We start from the raw sequence: 15,428 nt of genomic DNA on the forward strand, positions 1-15,428 counted from the left end.
TCAATCTTTTTTCTATTGCTTAAAATAAAAATCCCTCCTAATTCGCTTATTGCTTAGAATATGTCTACTCTTTTGTAATAGTTTTTATCATGAAGGGGTCGATACTATTTTTTTAACTTTATTTGATGATACATACTTGACACTCCGACGATTAAAACCGCGGGATTCTGAAGTGCTTGTGCGAGCGCAGTCCGTTTCTGTTTTGCCCAAACCTTCAGATGAGGGTGTGCCATCATCCTTCTTGAGACAGACCGTATAGGTTCTCAGGCTGGTTGACTGTTAGCATCAACCACAGGTTGTTGATGTGTCCACCTGATGTTTTAGCGTCTTTTGCATGACGACAGACATCGTTTTACCCATTATATAGTTTCGTGACCGAACCGTATACGATTATCAAAGGACGATGGACACAGACGTTTTATAGACTCGTACTTGTCTATAGGTCACTTGTACCCGAATGTCGGATGTGAAGAACATCCGAACTCACTTTCATCCATGTCTAAAGACGAGCTACGTGGATTGTCAACGTCAATACTAACCTAGACAATTTTCTTAAGAAATGCTTGTTTGCAACGGACAGGACTTTGATAATCTAACGTGCCGTTTATGCGAAGATAGTTGAACCAATGAACGTAATCTTGTGGGAATTAAGAAGGCAGTATCAAAAAAGCATCATCGTCTATGTGAAACGTGAAATGATCAATAATGAAACTCAGCAGAAGCTAACAAATGAGCTATCGATTAGAAGTATAGGAAGCTTCCTTGGAAGAAATTTTCCTAAACTTAGATCTTGAAGTACGCACTGCTTGAGCTGCCATTCACTATAAAATCTAGATGTTGCCATTTTTTAGTGGAAATGTATAATGAAACATGAATCTAAACTGGAGTTGATTATATGCAAAAAACCTTGTTTTACCTTTCCATACTAAACAGCATCTATATCGTAACCAACTCATTCACGTATTCCGACAGTTTTTTCAATGCGCCGATTGGCTTAACGACGCTGTTTGCTGTCGTTTTAATGGTTCTTAATGACAAAGCGAAGAAAACGGGAAAATCAACTTATACCAAAACAACGGATGTCCTCAGTTTTATCAACATCCTGATTGGATTTTCGCTGATTGTCTTGATCTAGGAGTGGAAAATACCGATGACGATTTTTATGTACATGTTTTGTTTGTTGATCTGGGGACTTAATTTCATTGCCGTCAAGATTCAAGGGACGCCGGTCAGCTTAGAGTTATCGTTGACCTATCGCTTATTCCTGACAGCGATTTTGTTTAGTAGTCTGGTCTGGATCATGAAACCAAAAGGAAAACCTTCGAAAGAGGATCTTCCTTATCTCCTGGTGTTTGGTATCTGTAACTTCGCACTCAGCTATCTGTGTCTCTATTACGCGACCATGTTCAGTTCAGCCGCGATCGTCACGTTGATTTTTTCATTGAAAGTCATCTTCACGCCCGTTGCTTTACGAATCTTTTTAAAAGAGCATTTACATATCCGCATCCTGATCGGGGGCATATTAGGTGTGCTGGGCGTTTTGATTTTACTGTATCCAACTTTACACGACATACATGTGAATGATGTAAAAGGAATCATGCTTGCCCTACTCGGTACTGCTATTACAGCAATCGGCGACGCCAGTTCAGCACGGAACGCGAAGAAACAAGTCGATCCGATTTATGCGAATGCAATCGGATTTATCGCAGGCGGTGTGCTTCTCGGCACAGTCGTCGTATTGCAGGGGCAAGACATCCGTCTACCGTCCTCTATTTCTTACTTATCCGCGCTTCTCTACCTCACGCTGCTTGCTTCGTTTGGAGCATGGCTCTTTTACTTAAAGCTGGTCGAGAAAATCGGCGGTGCCAAAAGCGGCTACATGGTGGCGCTGTTTCCAGCGATCGGAGGTATCGCTTCCGTCCTGATCGGTGAATCCGGTCCATCGATGTACTTAATACTCGGTTGCTTGTCGAGCTGTATCGGTGCCGCTGTTGCGTTAGGTGCAGGAACTTATTTCCGAAAGACTTTATCGCAAAAGAAACTTCCGGTTCGTGCTAGATTGAAATAATCGTTTGTATCAACCGAAAAATCAAGATGAGCGTACACATGAAACTCATGTACGCTCATCTTTTTGTAATTAAACACGCTGATATTCGTTTAATTATGGAAGGCCCTTCATCTGGACGGTCATTTCTTCAAAATCTTCTTGAGGATGTAGACCCCAAGAGCAATCAGACCACATGTAATACCCAAAATCACCGCAATGAACATGGAGAGATTTAACATAACGAGCACCACCTTTTGAAAACGAATCACCTAATGTAAATATCTGGATGATTTCTATCTTCATGCTAACACAGTTGTTTCTTGACCTCAACAGATCCTATTTCAATCATTTCAACCATCGATGATTTCCCGTTCTTGAAACGGATGCTCCGTAAAGTTCGCTACAAAATCAAAACCCGCAGCATCGTGGGAAATCATCAGATAGTAAATATCCTTCGAAGGAATTGAAAAATCAAATTCAAATAGCAGCCAGTCCTCCGGATCATTGATGATCGAAACGTCTTCTTCCGTCGTAATCAAAACATTTTGTCCGTTATATGCGTCAAAATACGCCATCGGGAGATACTGTTCGACTTCTTCGAGCGAACGTAGTTCAAGCAGATGATGATACCGTCCTCTTGATAACTTTGTCGTTTTCCCCACTTTTGAAAGGCTGATCTCTGAACCGCCACTAAAAACATGCACGTAGAGCGAATATCGTCCAAGTCCCAAGACGAAGTTCTTAAGTAAAGAAAACTCCCCATTTCGGTATTCGTCGTCTTCAGGAGTCGCAGACTTATCATCTGTCCCATCAAAAAAGGCGTAGAATTGTGTATCGCCCTTAATGGACGTTTTCCATTTAAACGTATCGTCTAATCCTCCCGGTTCACGGTACAAAATCATTGACTACACCCTTTCACTTACGACTCGGTTTGATACGCTTTTAACCAATGGTACGGTTGCAACTCATGGAGTGCTTTAAAGACTAGTGCTTGCTCGGGATTCGTGACGGCTGCTTTGACGTCCGCACCAAAGTAAAACAGACGCTCCTGGCAGACACCGCATGGACTCAAAATCTTGAACGGTGCCTGTTCATCGTCCCGCACGACACAAATTGTATGTGTGATCCGACAATTCAACTTGTGTGCTTCGAGTATGGCACCGGTCTCGATACACAATTCGGTCGACGCGTTCACGACTTCCGGTGCGACACTCGTCAAGATCCGTCCGTTATCGGTCGCCATCGCTGCCGCTCCGCCCCATCCGTTCGGATACCTCGTTTCGATTAATTCTTTTGCCGCCTCAAATAACTGCTGTTCGATATTCATTTCATCACTCCTGTATGCAGACGCATTTTGACGAATTCATAGCTTCCACCGTTCGTTGCCTGCTGAAACTGTTCAACCGGTTCAAAACCGCTTTTAGTATACAGTCGGATTGCCCGTTCATTAAACGTCGCAACGGCTAATTCAATGCGACGTGGTTGATACTGCTTGATCGCAAAGGCAAGACCGGATTCCAAAAAAGCCGTTCCGTTTCCTCGTCCCATCAAATCCGGCCGCATCCCTAACGCCAATTCAAGGCTGCCCTGTCCGGGTTCAAACACAAAAAATCCGATCAGTTGTGTACCGTCCATCACAGCATAGTAATGTTCCGTCCGTTGATCGGGATCGAGAAATTCTGCCAGGTCCTCTTGATCATTCGGCATATCGTAGAACGAAAAGTCACCCTCGTATTTCCAGTCATACGCAATCTGTTCCGCCTGACGTTGTGTCAGTAGTAAATAGGTATAGGTCATTGCAAGCGACCTCCTTTTCAAAATGAATTTATGTATCAATCAAGATCGGTTTTTTCTGTATTCGAGTAACAGTGGTGTTAGATTCAGTCCAATCGACACAATCGTTAAGAACCACCAGGCGCGTTCCATTCCGGGAACAACGTCTGCCAAGGCCGCCCAATCTTCGGCTTCGACCCAGCTTGCGATCTGACTGTATTCTGCGCACAGCGTGAGCGCCGTAAGCGATAACCCGGCAGCCATTGCCAGATTATAGTCCTTGCCGATGAAGTACAAAATCAGATTCACCGCCGTTGCGAAGATGGCAAGTATTCCAAACAGTAACCACATAGCATTTCCTCCTGTTTTCCGCTAGTCTGTCTTTCGACAACTGATGAATCATTATCTTTTCAAAAGAGCTCTTCATCTTCAATAACTTATATTTTACATTTTTTACAAATCATTTGATAAGCTAAATGAAAATACATAAGCAAATTATTACGCTTAGTATTAAAGGAGGAGTTCATATGAGAAAAAAATTGGGTTGGATATCTGTCGCGCTGTTCATTTTAACCTTTGCTCAAATATATCTGTTACCTGTAAATGGTTTTTGGGGAAGCATTATCTTTTGGGGCGGTTTAGCAGCAGCACTTGTGACCGCTCTGTTCAGCACTAGAGGTGCCGGAAAAGTAATTGCCTTTATTTTATTATCAGGCTTTTTGGTTTATTTCGTTTACGGTGTATATATCATGATTGGATTTTGATGATGAAACTAAAAATTTCTCAAGTCGAGCAGTTTTTTAAGGGCACAACTACTCACTTTAAATCTTTTATTCGCAGGCGTTCCAATTCTTTTTCCTGATTTTTTTGAAACACTTCTCGCCCGTGCAACCATTCTGCCATCAGACAAAACAAACCGATCCCTATAATCATCAGTTGAGCTTTTACGCTCACGGTATCCACAGTCAGGTACCGCCACGACATACCTGCTACAAAAATCAAAGGAACCACCACACCGAGATATACATTCTTTTGACTGGATAACACATAGTGAATTAAGAGCATACCTGTAAAAAGCATTACCTTTAGAAAAAAGTCCATTTGTTTTTCCTCCTGTTTTTGAATATTTTTCTATCGTCAGCTGACATGAATAATTTACCATATTATTTCAGTAATTGATTCCAGATTTCTGATAATTACAAAAATGTAAGAGTGAACCTAATTTATGTTAAAAAATATTTATCAAAATCAGTCGAGAATACTCCCACTTCTAAACGTTCAGGGCGAAGCCCTAGTGCAAGTGGGAGATGCATCGTCTTCGGGCAAGGCGTGTCTTGCGACACGTCAATTGCCCGATACTCTTGGTTTGAAAGCAATTAACATCAGGAATAAAAAAAGAGTCATGTTCTTTGAAAACTGAAGATATAGGGTTGTGACAGGAAGTTCGTCTGTCACGTAAAATCTTCAACGTTCACCTTGCGGATGACCGAAGTAGCGAAAACCAAGCAGAGTAGGCATCCGCATAAAAAGAAACGGACAAGATCAACGTTCAACCGTCGGGACGACGGAGTTAGCCTGATAAATTTTTGACCGCTCGGTTGAATAACTCAGGAATCCTCCACCTCTGAGCGAAGCGTAGGTGGAGGTAGTTCAATGTATCATTAATTTAAGTCAGACGATGCAGAGTATGACAAAGGATTGTACTCTTTTCAAATGTAGCTATAAGTAAAAGGATTGTGGAGTATTGACCATTCCCATTGAATGCAAACTATGACTCATTCAGAACATATAAAAAAGGAGATACTTGTTGTGAACGGAGCGATTATTAATCTTATTATCCTGATCCCCTTTTTAATTTTCGCCATCTTCCTCTCAAAAGGGAAAGGCGCATCATTACTTGCAGGATATAATACAATGTCTAACAGTGAAAAAGCTAAATATGACGAAGCAGCTTTGTGCAAATTCATGGGGAAAATCATGTTTGGTATTAGCTTTAGCATCTTTTTATTTGCATTAAGTGAATGGTTAGAAAACCAATTTTTGTTTGCTATTGGTCTTGTTCTACTTTTAACCCTTATTATTTTTGGATTGGTTTACTCAAATACAAGAGACCGATTCAAAAAAAAAAATTTTAGCAACCATAGACAGAGGACTTCACCTTTTAAAATTCTAAATTAATTACATCAACAATATGACCAAAAATTGACTAAAAAACGTATTACCACTATCTTTCGGCAGACACAAAAAAACCGCCCATTCGCATGAGCGGTTGCTGCGACTTACGCTTGCGGACGCTTCCGGCGCAAACCGTAGTATTGATAAAACTGTATGTTATTTTTTTTACGTGTACTCACGTATATTCTAATAGCCGGAGAGGGCTACTTATGTCACTGATGATATGCCGATTATATTCATAACTGTGCAATGGACTGTGCAATACACGAAAAGCCTCGCCCCTGTGCAATTCCCACGTTTTCAAGTAATGAGTACGTGGTAAATACTCATAAAATCAGTTAATGTGCAGCTGCTCGTCGTGGGAACGGGAGGTTAGCAACGATGAAAATTTTACTACTCGGAGATAATCAGTTGGCGATCACTGGGGACATGTTCGAGATCCGACGCGTCATGGAACAACTGACGACTGGGAACCAAGTCGATTTATTATTGCGTACAGAATGCATGACCAAAATAAATGTCGTCTTGTCCCGTACTGAACAAGCATCCACAGTAAACGAGCAGGTCGTGCTGAGTTTAGATTAACCATCCATACAACGGGAAAGGGGAGGTCCCCTTTCGCGAATTCCAGTCGCCCTTCCACTTTGACTTCGCCCGACCTCTCCCTGAATTCCCTTATGGGGAGCCTCAATTATAGCATTTAAATCCCTTATTTACCCATTTAAAAAAACAAATAAATTCGACGCGAGTGTCCTGACAGGCACTCTTTTTACGCAACAAAAAAGCCCACCAGTAAAGGCGGGCATGTTTCAAAATAATTGATTCCAAGTGTCTCGTCCGACGACGCCATCTGCCTTGAGCTTCTTTCGTTTTTGATAGGCTTCGACACCTTTTTCAGTGGCCATATCATATTTGCCAGTAACAGATGCTCCGACAGCACGTTGGATTCGCTCAATATCCTTTTTAACCATGCCTTCCGCGCCTTTGTAGAGCGGGTTACCCGGATACGGGACGATTGCTTTTCCGTCACCTTGCGCCGGCTTCGGTTTAGCTGCAGGTTTTGCCGCCGGCTTTTTCACGATCAGTTCCTTGCCCTTAATGATGACCGTCCCTTTGAGCCCATTCCATTTTTGGAGCTCATCGACAGATGCTCCATATTTCTTCGCGATGCCGATTAAGGTATCGCCATCGACGATTTTATGTGTGGGCGCCTTTCCGGTAACAGGAACACTTGTTACTGGTTTCGCGGTACCATTTTTGGTATTCGGCGGCTTGTGTCCTGCTCGGAGCTGGGCAATCGACAGCCCGAACGTGTACTCGAGGTGAGGTGCGTCGCGGAATCCCCGCCAGTCGCCACCCCATTCGAATCCGAGTTTCTTGGCAATCTTGACGATTTCTTTCCAGTCTACTTCTCCGTCCCGATCGTAATCCGCTGACTCAGACCATGTGACTTCCTTACCGCTCGGCGTGTACAGCGCGAAGTCAATGGCCAGTCCATAGTTGTGATTGGAATAGCCGCCCGGTGCATTGGTCACAATTGCGCCGGCTTTCGTGCGACCTTGTGCATATAACGCGTCTTGCTCCGCTTTCGATCGATAGGCTTGCGTGATGCAGACGGGTACGCCTTGGGCATGCGCGAGTTTGACGAGTTGTTTCCCCATCTCGCGGACGACCGGGTTGAGTCCCGGTTCGTCGAGTTTACGGTTTGCTTTTTCCTGTACGAATTGAAGTGATATGGTCATGGATGCGTCCTCCTTATAATGCCTTATCGTGTTCTTTGTCATCCTTGACCTCAGCGATGCTCAGCTCACTCGAAATCGGTTTGACCTGTTCTTCTTGCGTGGCTGCCGTCTCAATGATCGTATCGACAGCACGCGGTTCTTTCTCGCCTTGCAGCTGTGTCAATGCATCGACCATTTGTTGTGGCATCGGTACATTTAAAAGTGCCAGATTCTCTGTGACAGACAATCCTTCACGAGCGATGTAGTAATACAATGCAAGCGTCCGGACAATCGGCAAGCCTCCATTGATCAATTCATCGAGCAGGACAGCAATGATGATGACGATAAAGACGATGCCCTTTCGGATGCCGCCCCAGAACATCACGTCACTATTGACGCGCTTGTGTTTATAGGCCGCTAAAAAACCGGTTAAATAATCTACAATCATCAGAAACACTAAAATTTTCAAAGCAGCGTCCCAACCTCCGAATAATGCCGTCACCACGGTGCCCAGCACCGCGAATACACCCTCGATAAAATGATGCGTCCTCAATATGTCTCACCTCAACTTTTCTTTATTGGTTATTCCGTCGGTAAAGATAGGATGATTTGCAGTTGCTCCTCACTGATCCATCCCCATGCATGTACTAATCTGATCGTCGATTCAGGCATGTAGCCCATCACCCATAACGCCGTCAAAATGATTACTAACTGCCTCATCCGCTGCTCCTCCATGAAAAAAGGACCGTATCACTACGGTCCCTGCTTCTTTCTGTTTTACTTACGCTTGCGCTGCTTCTTCAACTGCTAAGTACCCCAGTCCGCTTTCTTCCAAGATTGCTTTGACTGCTGGTTTCAGTGTGTTAGGGACATCTTTATAAGCTGTTTTCTCCAAAATTACACGTTGCGCGAAAAACATGGCCATCATTTCCTCACCCCCTTTCCCGTATGACATCAAACACAAAAATCGTATAAACAAAGAGCGGATCACGAGTAGAGCTGCATCGCCATCTCAGCAATACACTCCTCCATGAAATCCGCTCGTTCGCTCAATGATTTATTCTTCGCATTCAACATGTGATTTTCTTTTTCGAGCGATTCCAACCGTTCGTTTTCCTCGCTGTTCGTCTGCTCGTTCGTCAGATAGGTTCTCATTTAGCTCACTCCTACGCCGATGGCATTGACTTTGATGTTTCCGATTGCTGTGTTTGCCTTGATGACGACACGGACCGATACCGCCCAGTCTGCATTGACCTTCACCGCATTCACGAACGAATACGGAGAGCCACTCAACACTTGAGCGGTACACTCTTCCCACGTCGGAGTCGCATCCAACGCATTGTTGGTGACGAATACCTGCAGTGTCGCTAACAGGTCCACATCCTTTTGCAGTAAGACCATTACCTTTTTAGGCTGGAAACTGACGATGTCCGGGAAGGTCTTGATGTCCAGTTGATCGCCAATCTTGATTACGATACTCGTCGAAGGAGCGGCGACACCCGACCCGCTATCGGACGATACAATCCGGGCATAACGCACGACATTCAACGGTAGCCCGGCGCTCAATTTCACACGCGCTGTCTTCCCACTCATTGCATTGGTCGCTGATGTCAGCGGAATCCACGTCGTCCCTGTTGAATTCAGTTCAAAGCCTGTCGTCTGCTCGACCAAGCCTGTCGTAAATGCAGCATCATTGGCAATTTGGACTTTAAATGTTTGCGTATCTCCCTCTGCATCGCTTGCAATCGTGAATTCGATTGTCGGTTGCGCAATCGTCCGTTGATTGTTACTCGGCTTCGTGATGGTCGGCGCTGTAGCCGGGCTGTTCGTTTTTACAAACGTCCATGTTCGGGTCGACGCGGCTCCTACTGCATCCGTCGCTGTGACAGTCAACGTATGTGTTCCGAGTGCAAGGCCTGACCAGTCTGGCGTCAGGTCATACGAAAACGAACCATTGACTTGATTCGTAAGTGACGATTTCGTCACGCCGTTGAGTTTGACAACAACGCTGAAGGTATTCCCAGCATCAGGATCAGTCACCGTAAAGCTTTGAACGAATGGAGCCGCCTTGTTACCCAAACTGCTATCCGAGCCAGAGATCACAGGGGCAGCGTTCAGAACTTCAAGGACGGGGCGCCACCCGACGCTCGAAAACCGATACGAAGCGGAAGTGACGCCCCAGTTGCGGGCGGAATTGAAGCCGCGGTTGGAGCGGTAGGCGCTGTCACTTGTATATATTTCTTGCGTCCAGGAATAAACGCCAAGCCAGTTCCAAAATTGATTGTGCGTCGAGTTTTTATCTGTCGCGTTTTGCGTCGTGTCAAGATCGGTTGCGACAGGGAGAGGTAGACCGGCAAAGTTCGACTCATTGGTGATGATTCGATCCCATTCATTTGTTGACGGACTACCTCCGGAGTAAGCATCTGAACCAGAACGATAGTTTGATCCACCCGTCATCGAGCGGACGAGATATTGTTGTCCATTGATCGTAATGGTTTTTCCGGTAATCAAGTTTTGGGCGTTCAAATCATTCCAACTGATATTGACGAGCAGGTTGCGGTCTGCGACCAACAATTTCTTCGACCCATCTGTCACTTCGCGCCAATAGATTTGGTCCGCTTCCGTCGCTGAGGTGTCACGAATTTCAAGCGTCGCTCCTGCAGTAAAATTACTGATGTTCCCATTCCCTGCTCCGGTGTAAGGTTGCCCTGCGTTATCCCACGGGATGGTCGGACGAATGACTTTCGTTCCGCCCATGTAAAGCGTGCCTAATTTGACTAAATCGCCGTTTGCCATATGTTCACACCTTTCCTAAAAAGAAATGCTCCCCTTCTACGCGAATGTAGGGATAGGGAGCAAAGATTTTCCGCGCTAAGTTGTAGCTGTTCGAATGTCGCGCGTGACCGAGCCAGGCATTCACGGACTGGACGACGTCACGCTCTTCAATCAATCCGGCCTTCAATTTACGGTCCATCGCCTTCATGCGTCGTTTCATGCGCCGTTTGCTATCGTCTCGTACCAGTCGATGTGTCGTATAGATTTTGAACCCATACGCGTTGACACCTTGTTGCAGCGGGAAGAATTGTGATTTCTTCGGATGTGCTTCAAGCTTCAATCGTTTTCGCATGAACAGTTTCAAATCGAAAAGCAGTTGTTGCGCCGCTTCTCGTGTCGGTACGACGGCGATGATATCGTCCATGTAGCGGCAATACCATTTGATGCCGAGGTATCGTTTCGCATACTGGTCAATCTCATTCAGATAGACATTCGCGAGGTCTTGGCTCGTCACGTTGCCGAGTGGCAATCCTTTTTCTCCTTCTGGACTGGAGTCGATGATCGTACAAAGCAAGCGGTAGGTCGCGTCATCGAACTCGTACTTCAAAAGAATCCGTTTAAGGATGTCCCGATCAATACTGTAAAAGAACTTTGAAGCATCTACCTTCACGATCCATCCGGTACCGTTCTTTTGCTCGCATTGTCGAAGCATCCGCTGCACATGATCGACCGCTGCTTGCGTCCCTCGTTCATCAATACAGCCGAAGCTTGAGGAAATCCATTTCGTTCGTAGATGTTCATGGATTTGCCGATGGACCGCGAACTGAACGATTTTGTCTCGTATCCGAGGAGCAGAGACCCACCGTTCTTTCGGTTCGTACACCCGAAAGCGTAGGTATTCTCCTGGCATGTATCGTTCGTGTTTCAAATCATTCCACAGTTGCAACATATTTATTTGTTTTGCGATGTCAAAGACGATATTGTCTTTCCGATATTTTCGATACCCACGCATCTGTTGCGTGTAGGCAGATTCTAAGTTTTGATAATCGACAATCTTGTCATATAAAAATACCAACAGGGCATCTCCTTTGGGCTTGGCCTGCTGACCATTCATGTGTTTACCGCGGAGCGGATGGATTACGACTCCCTTGAAAGTATCAAAGCCTGTCGCGGAAGCCGTGACAACCACGATCAAAAGGCATTTATTCTACGTCTTAACAAGTCGGGGCGCCACCCGATGTTCGAATTCCGATTCGAAGCGGAATTGTTGTTCCAGTTGCGGGCGGAATTGTTGCCGCGGTTGGAGCGGTTGGCGCCAAACAGTCGTAACCCAGTGTCTCTAAATACGGTCAGATTAGTTCGAACGCATCCATCCTCCAAGGATTCGTCCGATTTCGACGATCTTCAGTTGGATGACCGCATGTTTTTTCTGTGTGATGTACCGTTGTTTGAGCGAGATGTTAAACAAGACCAGTAGTAACTTCACTTCTGCGTCTGCTTCTTCTTGGTGTAACCGACGTCTGCTCCGGACGTTGTTTGCGAGTGAAATCGCCTTGAGCAAACTGAAGAACGAATTCTTGATTTCCTGACAGAGTGAGAACTTTTCCGCTTTCGGGTAATTCTTGAGCAGCGGGTACACGATTTCGTTCAGCAAGACCTCCGTTTTCTTATAGATCAAAAGTTCGTTGGGCGCCGTTGATTTGTTTTCCATGTGACTGATCGACTCCTATTGACGATGATAGATTTTACAGTTGGATGCCGCCGGAAGCATAGTAACCCGTCGTGACATCGACACTGTTCGCGGCAGTGATCTGATCGACGAAGACGTGTTTCATCCCTTGAACACTCGCAACGTTCGTAATGGCCAATTGGAATGTCAATTTCGTCAGGTCCCCGACGATGTTCGACAGCTTGGAATCCGTCTCGTTCGTGACTTGAACCCGAAGTGCTTCGATTTGTTGATGCGCAGCCAATATGCCATTTTCCCATCGATTGAGGTCGTATTCCGTGACCGGATCATTGCCCTGCCAATTGGTCTTTGCCGTGTAACTCATGCCTTCACCTCCCACGTGAACACGAAATCAATCAGTTGGTCTGCAGCAATCGCAACATCGACGGTTTTCGCGTTGATCAAGTTCTGATTTTCGTCGTACGATTTGATTGAGGTGATGCGAGAAATGCCACTTAAACTATGCGCCTTGACCGTGACCCACGCGCCCGCTGTCGTAATGCTGTCCTTTTGAACGACGACCGTATCATTAATCTTGATGACTTGTATTCTTGCGGCTAAGTCCGTGGCGACTCGAGACAGATAACTCGTTTGGACGGTCATACGATCACCTCACTTTCCGATTTCAGGACCGCTTGGCCCACTCGCCATTCGTTGACCTTTCGATACGTCCGGGCGTTGATTCGGACGCGGTCAACGATCTGCAGGCTCTCTGCTGATGTCAGCTTCAATACCATTTCAAGATGCGCCGGTCTTGCCTTTTGGAGCGCACGCAGCATCGCATCGTAGTTTTTCATTTTTTCGACCGGTACCATGACCCAGTAGGCATATTGATCCGGAATATTTTCGACTCGTGAGACGACTTCATCAAGGTAGCTATCAACAATCGTTTCGATCAATCGCTCATTCGGTGTCGCACCTTGACCCATTTTCGATTTCAGGCGTCGACGTCGTTCGTCAAATGTCTCAGCATTGTTGACGATCCGGTAATCCTGTTCCCATAACGCCAGTGCCCAGGTAGCCCGCTCCAAGTCCAGCTGCGCTTCCAAATCTTCTTGGATCATCTCGATGAGGGCGAGTTCTTTCGCTTGCGCTCCATAAATGGATTGCCAGACGAGCGACTCTTTATAGATCGGATAGACATGCTCAAACAGCCGTCCTTTGAGTTCTTCTTCATTCATCGAACGTCACCATGCCTTGTCGTACCACTTGATCACCCGGAACCGTGACATTCGCTGTCGTTCCATTCAGGGTTAACCCGCTGTAATCCATCACACCTTCAATGTCGATCAGTAAGGCGCCGATTTTGGAGTAGTTGACGCGGAAATCGATGACGTCTATGGTCTCCCACGCCCGCTGGTTCAGTTCTTCGAGATAGACGGCCAACTTTTCGTTAAAAGCTGCAGTCGCGGTCGCAAGTGAGATGCCTTGCAGTTGCAGAGTCGCCTCGATATTCAGCTGAAACTCTTCCGAACCGAACACGGTCACGGTCGCACCGATCGGCGCATCTCCTTTTCCGCGTCCTTCTCCACTCACAGGATCAATTTTTTCTTTGACTGCAGTAATGACTTCCGGCGTCGGTTTTTCATAGGTGATGGTCGTGATCAACACTTTGACCGTCCCTCGTCCGGCCCAAAGCGGAATGACTTTGACCTTCCCGACGCCTTCGACGCCAAGTGCCCATGCGACATAATCCCCATCGTTACCGCCTCCCCGCTCTTCTGAAACGAATGCGAAGTAACGAGACCGATAGCTATCATCATCTTCTTCCTCAGCGCCTAGCGTCGCAGGAGTAGGGTTCGTGACCGTATTGATACCGACGTCAGATGCCAACTGGATGGCGCCTGTCGGTACTCGTCCGACTTCCCCCGCTTCGATGGCTACGACTTCAAGCGTCATCTCACCGGATGGTGGAATCGTATGGTCCAGTTGATCCAAAATCTCAAACTCGATGGCTTCTTCATCTTCACGCAGGACAACGGTCGAGAAAATCGTGTCGAACGGGATGAGGTTGCCCGGTGTTCCGGTAATCACGACTTCTGCTCGAGCCGGCTGTGCTTCGATGCGGGATAAGGTGGGCACTCGGTTCAGGATGACGCGATCCAAATCGTCCCCTTCCGCCATGCTAGCGAACGAAGCACGCATGATATTTTGCATGTAGAGCCGCTGCATGGCAAGCTGGTTCGCGACAGGAGCTTGCGCATCATAGATATATGAGCCTTCCCGCCGGTCCCATTTCGGGTCCGTCATGCTGAGCATACGTTCTAAGATGACTTCTTCATCTTCTTGGAGCGGTGCCGGTAAATCAGGTAGATCCAATAAGTTCGCCATCCTGTCCCTCCTCTTCTAAATTATTCAGCGTCGTCGTTTCTCCGATGATCGTGTTCATATTGATGGTCGCTTCAAAGCGTCGGTCAACCTTGATGACATCCACTTCATCGATGGAGACGATACGGTCATCGTATTGGATGGCGTCAACGAGGCTATCTGCGATAAACAATCGTTTGACATCATCTGAGACATCCAGTCGCATGTCGTCCTTTGCCTCACACCCATAATCCTCCGAATAAATCGGTAAGGCGCCGCGGACGGTGAGAATAGTCTTGGAGATGACATTCTTCAATCCTTCGATGCCGTCGTCCACCAACAGTTCATCATTCGATCCTTTGACGAATTCACCGGTCTCAAAATCAAAGAGCGGCGTCATCATGCCCATGTCCGGCTCGTTCTCTTCTTCGCTGTAGACATCATCCAAATCGACTTCAGGCAATAAACCATCCGCTTCTTCTATGTTCTCCATTTCGTCACCACCGTCCATCGTTCATTCGTGTTTCTCGTCGGTATTAACAGGACATGATCACCCGGAACACAGGATAATTCGTCGAACACGTCCGCTGCTTCAAATGACTGCCCGCTTATCGACCATCCGGAAACGGTCCGACGCCCGATGTATCCACCTTGCCGCAATGGCTGCAACACCCACTGGGCGCCACTTGCCCCGGTATCACTGATGCTGTACAAGACGACGAGCTCACCTTTTGAAAAGATATGAGCATCCATCACGAAAGCATCCGCATCCCGCTCCCCGACGCCGGAAACGGAGATGACGAGCGGTTCTGTTTGAGCGACCGTTCCGAGCAAGACGTGTTCTTGCGGCGATTGCGGCGTCATGAATAAGTTCGCCAGGCGTTTCGTCGGATCTTTCATG

Annotated in this window: 24 protein-coding genes and 1 pseudogene; 5 read left to right on the forward strand and 20 right to left on the reverse strand. The window is 46.4% G+C overall.

What is annotated here, in order from left to right; genetic code table 11:
• Nucleotides 1–539: 539 nt before the first annotated feature.
• A pseudogene (locus tag ACHA8N_RS06495) lies at nucleotides 540–635 on the reverse strand (hypothetical protein); the annotation flags it as partial.
• A gap of 260 nt (nucleotides 636–895) precedes the next feature.
• Here ACHA8N_RS06495 and ACHA8N_RS06500 point away from each other — a divergent pair.
• Both ACHA8N_RS06500 and ACHA8N_RS06505 read left to right on the forward strand, forming a co-directional pair.
• On the forward strand, nucleotides 896–1,135 hold the full coding sequence (locus ACHA8N_RS06500) for a hypothetical protein (protein ID WP_393965154.1): 240 nt from the start codon (nucleotides 896–898) through the stop codon (nucleotides 1,133–1,135).
• A 15-nt stretch (nucleotides 1,136–1,150) separates the two neighbouring features.
• Nucleotides 1,151–2,068 carry a DMT family transporter gene (locus ACHA8N_RS06505; protein ID WP_393965155.1) on the forward strand — a complete coding sequence of 306 codons (918 nt, stop codon included), beginning with the start codon at nucleotides 1,151–1,153 and terminating at the stop codon, nucleotides 2,066–2,068.
• Nucleotides 2,069–2,397: 329 nt separating this feature from the next.
• Here ACHA8N_RS06505 and ACHA8N_RS06510 read toward each other — a convergent pair whose 3' ends face one another.
• Genes ACHA8N_RS06510 through ACHA8N_RS06525 form a run of 4 tightly spaced genes read right to left on the reverse strand, consistent with a single transcriptional unit; the run spans nucleotide 2,398 to nucleotide 4,171 of the window.
• Nucleotides 2,398–2,949, reverse strand: coding sequence for a hypothetical protein (locus ACHA8N_RS06510; RefSeq protein WP_393965156.1), 552 nt, complete (start codon nucleotides 2,947–2,949; stop codon nucleotides 2,398–2,400).
• Between the two features lie 17 nt (nucleotides 2,950–2,966).
• Entirely contained in the window at nucleotides 2,967–3,374 is a 408-nt protein-coding gene (locus tag ACHA8N_RS06515; protein ID WP_393965157.1) for a cytidine deaminase, read from the reverse strand.
• Nucleotides 3,371–3,844 carry a GNAT family N-acetyltransferase gene (locus ACHA8N_RS06520; RefSeq protein ID WP_393965158.1) on the reverse strand — a complete coding sequence of 158 codons (474 nt, stop codon included), beginning with the start codon at nucleotides 3,842–3,844 and terminating at the stop codon, nucleotides 3,371–3,373. The genes ACHA8N_RS06515 and ACHA8N_RS06520 overlap by 4 nt, the downstream gene beginning before the upstream one ends.
• A gap of 39 nt (nucleotides 3,845–3,883) precedes the next feature.
• Entirely contained in the window at nucleotides 3,884–4,171 is a 288-nt protein-coding gene (locus ACHA8N_RS06525) for a hypothetical protein (protein ID WP_393965159.1), read from the reverse strand.
• A gap of 176 nt (nucleotides 4,172–4,347) precedes the next feature.
• On the opposite strand from ACHA8N_RS06525, the gene ACHA8N_RS06530 reads away from it, so the two are divergent.
• On the forward strand, nucleotides 4,348–4,584 hold the full coding sequence (locus ACHA8N_RS06530; RefSeq protein WP_393965160.1) for a hypothetical protein: 237 nt from the start codon (nucleotides 4,348–4,350) through the stop codon (nucleotides 4,582–4,584).
• A 52-nt stretch (nucleotides 4,585–4,636) separates the two neighbouring features.
• On the opposite strand, the gene ACHA8N_RS06535 is transcribed toward ACHA8N_RS06530, so the two are convergent.
• Nucleotides 4,637–4,921, reverse strand: a complete 285-nt coding sequence (locus ACHA8N_RS06535; protein ID WP_393965161.1) for a hypothetical protein — start codon at nucleotides 4,919–4,921, stop codon at nucleotides 4,637–4,639.
• A gap of 708 nt (nucleotides 4,922–5,629) precedes the next feature.
• Between ACHA8N_RS06535 and ACHA8N_RS06540 the strand changes: the two genes are divergently transcribed.
• Complete coding sequence (locus ACHA8N_RS06540) at nucleotides 5,630–5,998, forward strand: DUF3784 domain-containing protein (RefSeq protein WP_393965162.1); 369 nt, start codon at nucleotides 5,630–5,632, stop codon at nucleotides 5,996–5,998.
• A gap of 378 nt (nucleotides 5,999–6,376) precedes the next feature.
• Complete coding sequence (locus ACHA8N_RS06545) at nucleotides 6,377–6,580, forward strand: hypothetical protein (protein ID WP_393965163.1); 204 nt, start codon at nucleotides 6,377–6,379, stop codon at nucleotides 6,578–6,580.
• A gap of 224 nt (nucleotides 6,581–6,804) precedes the next feature.
• Here ACHA8N_RS06545 and ACHA8N_RS06550 read toward each other — a convergent pair whose 3' ends face one another.
• The 14 genes from ACHA8N_RS06550 to ACHA8N_RS06615 form a co-directional block, all read right to left on the reverse strand.
• Entirely contained in the window at nucleotides 6,805–7,737 is a 933-nt protein-coding gene (locus ACHA8N_RS06550) for a M15 family metallopeptidase (RefSeq protein WP_393965164.1), read from the reverse strand.
• A gap of 13 nt (nucleotides 7,738–7,750) precedes the next feature.
• Complete coding sequence (locus tag ACHA8N_RS06555; RefSeq protein WP_393965165.1) at nucleotides 7,751–8,233, reverse strand: phage holin family protein; 483 nt, start codon at nucleotides 8,231–8,233, stop codon at nucleotides 7,751–7,753.
• A gap of 65 nt (nucleotides 8,234–8,298) precedes the next feature.
• Nucleotides 8,299–8,436: a hypothetical protein gene (locus tag ACHA8N_RS06560; protein ID WP_393965166.1), complete on the reverse strand. Its 138-nt coding sequence runs from the start codon at nucleotides 8,434–8,436 to the stop codon at nucleotides 8,299–8,301.
• Nucleotides 8,437–8,497: 61 nt separating this feature from the next.
• Nucleotides 8,498–8,644 carry a hypothetical protein gene (locus ACHA8N_RS06565; protein ID WP_393965167.1) on the reverse strand — a complete coding sequence of 49 codons (147 nt, stop codon included), beginning with the start codon at nucleotides 8,642–8,644 and terminating at the stop codon, nucleotides 8,498–8,500.
• Nucleotides 8,645–8,703: 59 nt separating this feature from the next.
• Nucleotides 8,704–8,871, reverse strand: coding sequence for a hypothetical protein (locus tag ACHA8N_RS06570; RefSeq protein ID WP_393965168.1), 168 nt, complete (start codon nucleotides 8,869–8,871; stop codon nucleotides 8,704–8,706).
• Nucleotides 8,872–10,512, reverse strand: a complete 1,641-nt coding sequence (locus ACHA8N_RS06575; RefSeq protein WP_393965169.1) for an Ig-like domain-containing protein — start codon at nucleotides 10,510–10,512, stop codon at nucleotides 8,872–8,874.
• A 4-nt stretch (nucleotides 10,513–10,516) separates the two neighbouring features.
• Nucleotides 10,517–11,605, reverse strand: a complete 1,089-nt coding sequence (locus tag ACHA8N_RS06580) for a reverse transcriptase domain-containing protein (protein WP_393965170.1) — start codon at nucleotides 11,603–11,605, stop codon at nucleotides 10,517–10,519.
• Between the two features lie 240 nt (nucleotides 11,606–11,845).
• Entirely contained in the window at nucleotides 11,846–12,202 is a 357-nt protein-coding gene (gene avd / locus ACHA8N_RS06585) for a diversity-generating retroelement protein Avd (protein WP_393965171.1), read from the reverse strand.
• Between the two features lie 34 nt (nucleotides 12,203–12,236).
• On the reverse strand, nucleotides 12,237–12,545 hold the full coding sequence (locus ACHA8N_RS06590; RefSeq protein ID WP_393965172.1) for a hypothetical protein: 309 nt from the start codon (nucleotides 12,543–12,545) through the stop codon (nucleotides 12,237–12,239).
• The gene (locus ACHA8N_RS06595; protein ID WP_393965173.1) at nucleotides 12,542–12,823 is read right to left on the reverse strand and encodes a hypothetical protein; all 282 of its coding nucleotides are present in this window, start codon (nucleotides 12,821–12,823) and stop codon (nucleotides 12,542–12,544) included. Before ACHA8N_RS06595 ends, ACHA8N_RS06590 begins: the two co-directional genes overlap by 4 nt.
• Nucleotides 12,820–13,401, reverse strand: a complete 582-nt coding sequence (locus ACHA8N_RS06600; RefSeq protein ID WP_393965174.1) for a putative phage tail protein — start codon at nucleotides 13,399–13,401, stop codon at nucleotides 12,820–12,822. The genes ACHA8N_RS06595 and ACHA8N_RS06600 overlap by 4 nt, the downstream gene beginning before the upstream one ends.
• On the reverse strand, nucleotides 13,394–14,551 hold the full coding sequence (locus ACHA8N_RS06605; protein ID WP_393965175.1) for a baseplate J/gp47 family protein: 1,158 nt from the start codon (nucleotides 14,549–14,551) through the stop codon (nucleotides 13,394–13,396). The genes ACHA8N_RS06600 and ACHA8N_RS06605 overlap by 8 nt, the downstream gene beginning before the upstream one ends.
• Nucleotides 14,526–15,020 carry a DUF2634 domain-containing protein gene (locus ACHA8N_RS06610; RefSeq protein ID WP_393965176.1) on the reverse strand — a complete coding sequence of 165 codons (495 nt, stop codon included), beginning with the start codon at nucleotides 15,018–15,020 and terminating at the stop codon, nucleotides 14,526–14,528. The genes ACHA8N_RS06605 and ACHA8N_RS06610 overlap by 26 nt, the downstream gene beginning before the upstream one ends.
• Complete coding sequence (locus ACHA8N_RS06615) at nucleotides 15,008–15,427, reverse strand: hypothetical protein (protein ID WP_393965177.1); 420 nt, start codon at nucleotides 15,425–15,427, stop codon at nucleotides 15,008–15,010. The genes ACHA8N_RS06610 and ACHA8N_RS06615 overlap by 13 nt, the downstream gene beginning before the upstream one ends.
• Nucleotide 15,428: the final 1 nt, after the last annotated feature.

The sequence above is a fragment of the Exiguobacterium sp. S22-S28 genome, from assembly GCF_043359615.1.
Classification (GTDB): Bacteria; Bacillota; Bacilli; order Exiguobacteriales; family Exiguobacteriaceae; genus Exiguobacterium_A.

Coding starts and splice junctions, on each gene's coding strand:
- ACHA8N_RS06570 (WP_393965168.1), bottom strand. CDS start 8,871: ATGAGAACCTATCTGACGAACGAGCAGACGAACAGCGAGGAAAACGAA.
- ACHA8N_RS06590 (WP_393965172.1), bottom strand. CDS start 12,545: ATGAGTTACACGGCAAAGACCAATTGGCAGGGCAATGATCCGGTCACG.
- ACHA8N_RS06545 (WP_393965163.1), top strand. CDS start 6,377: ATGAAAATTTTACTACTCGGAGATAATCAGTTGGCGATCACTGGGGAC.
- ACHA8N_RS06605 (WP_393965175.1), bottom strand. CDS start 14,551: ATGGCGAACTTATTGGATCTACCTGATTTACCGGCACCGCTCCAAGAA.
- ACHA8N_RS06510 (WP_393965156.1), bottom strand. CDS start 2,949: ATGATTTTGTACCGTGAACCGGGAGGATTAGACGATACGTTTAAATGG.
- ACHA8N_RS06530 (WP_393965160.1), top strand. CDS start 4,348: ATGAGAAAAAAATTGGGTTGGATATCTGTCGCGCTGTTCATTTTAACC.
- ACHA8N_RS06610 (WP_393965176.1), bottom strand. CDS start 15,020: ATGGAGAACATAGAAGAAGCGGATGGTTTATTGCCTGAAGTCGATTTG.
- ACHA8N_RS06500 (WP_393965154.1), top strand. CDS start 896: ATGCAAAAAACCTTGTTTTACCTTTCCATACTAAACAGCATCTATATC.
- ACHA8N_RS06550 (WP_393965164.1), bottom strand. CDS start 7,737: ATGACCATATCACTTCAATTCGTACAGGAAAAAGCAAACCGTAAACTC.
- ACHA8N_RS06515 (WP_393965157.1), bottom strand. CDS start 3,374: ATGAATATCGAACAGCAGTTATTTGAGGCGGCAAAAGAATTAATCGAA.
- ACHA8N_RS06520 (WP_393965158.1), bottom strand. CDS start 3,844: ATGACCTATACCTATTTACTACTGACACAACGTCAGGCGGAACAGATT.
- ACHA8N_RS06615 (WP_393965177.1), bottom strand. CDS start 15,427: ATGAAAGATCCGACGAAACGCCTGGCGAACTTATTCATGACGCCGCAA.
- avd (WP_393965171.1), bottom strand. CDS start 12,202: ATGGAAAACAAATCAACGGCGCCCAACGAACTTTTGATCTATAAGAAA.
- ACHA8N_RS06595 (WP_393965173.1), bottom strand. CDS start 12,823: ATGACCGTCCAAACGAGTTATCTGTCTCGAGTCGCCACGGACTTAGCC.
- ACHA8N_RS06525 (WP_393965159.1), bottom strand. CDS start 4,171: ATGTGGTTACTGTTTGGAATACTTGCCATCTTCGCAACGGCGGTGAAT.
- ACHA8N_RS06505 (WP_393965155.1), top strand. CDS start 1,151: ATGACGATTTTTATGTACATGTTTTGTTTGTTGATCTGGGGACTTAAT.
- ACHA8N_RS06580 (WP_393965170.1), bottom strand. CDS start 11,605: ATGAATGGTCAGCAGGCCAAGCCCAAAGGAGATGCCCTGTTGGTATTT.
- ACHA8N_RS06600 (WP_393965174.1), bottom strand. CDS start 13,401: ATGAATGAAGAAGAACTCAAAGGACGGCTGTTTGAGCATGTCTATCCG.
- ACHA8N_RS06560 (WP_393965166.1), bottom strand. CDS start 8,436: ATGAGGCAGTTAGTAATCATTTTGACGGCGTTATGGGTGATGGGCTAC.
- ACHA8N_RS06565 (WP_393965167.1), bottom strand. CDS start 8,644: ATGATGGCCATGTTTTTCGCGCAACGTGTAATTTTGGAGAAAACAGCT.
- ACHA8N_RS06535 (WP_393965161.1), bottom strand. CDS start 4,921: ATGGACTTTTTTCTAAAGGTAATGCTTTTTACAGGTATGCTCTTAATT.
- ACHA8N_RS06575 (WP_393965169.1), bottom strand. CDS start 10,512: ATGGCAAACGGCGATTTAGTCAAATTAGGCACGCTTTACATGGGCGGA.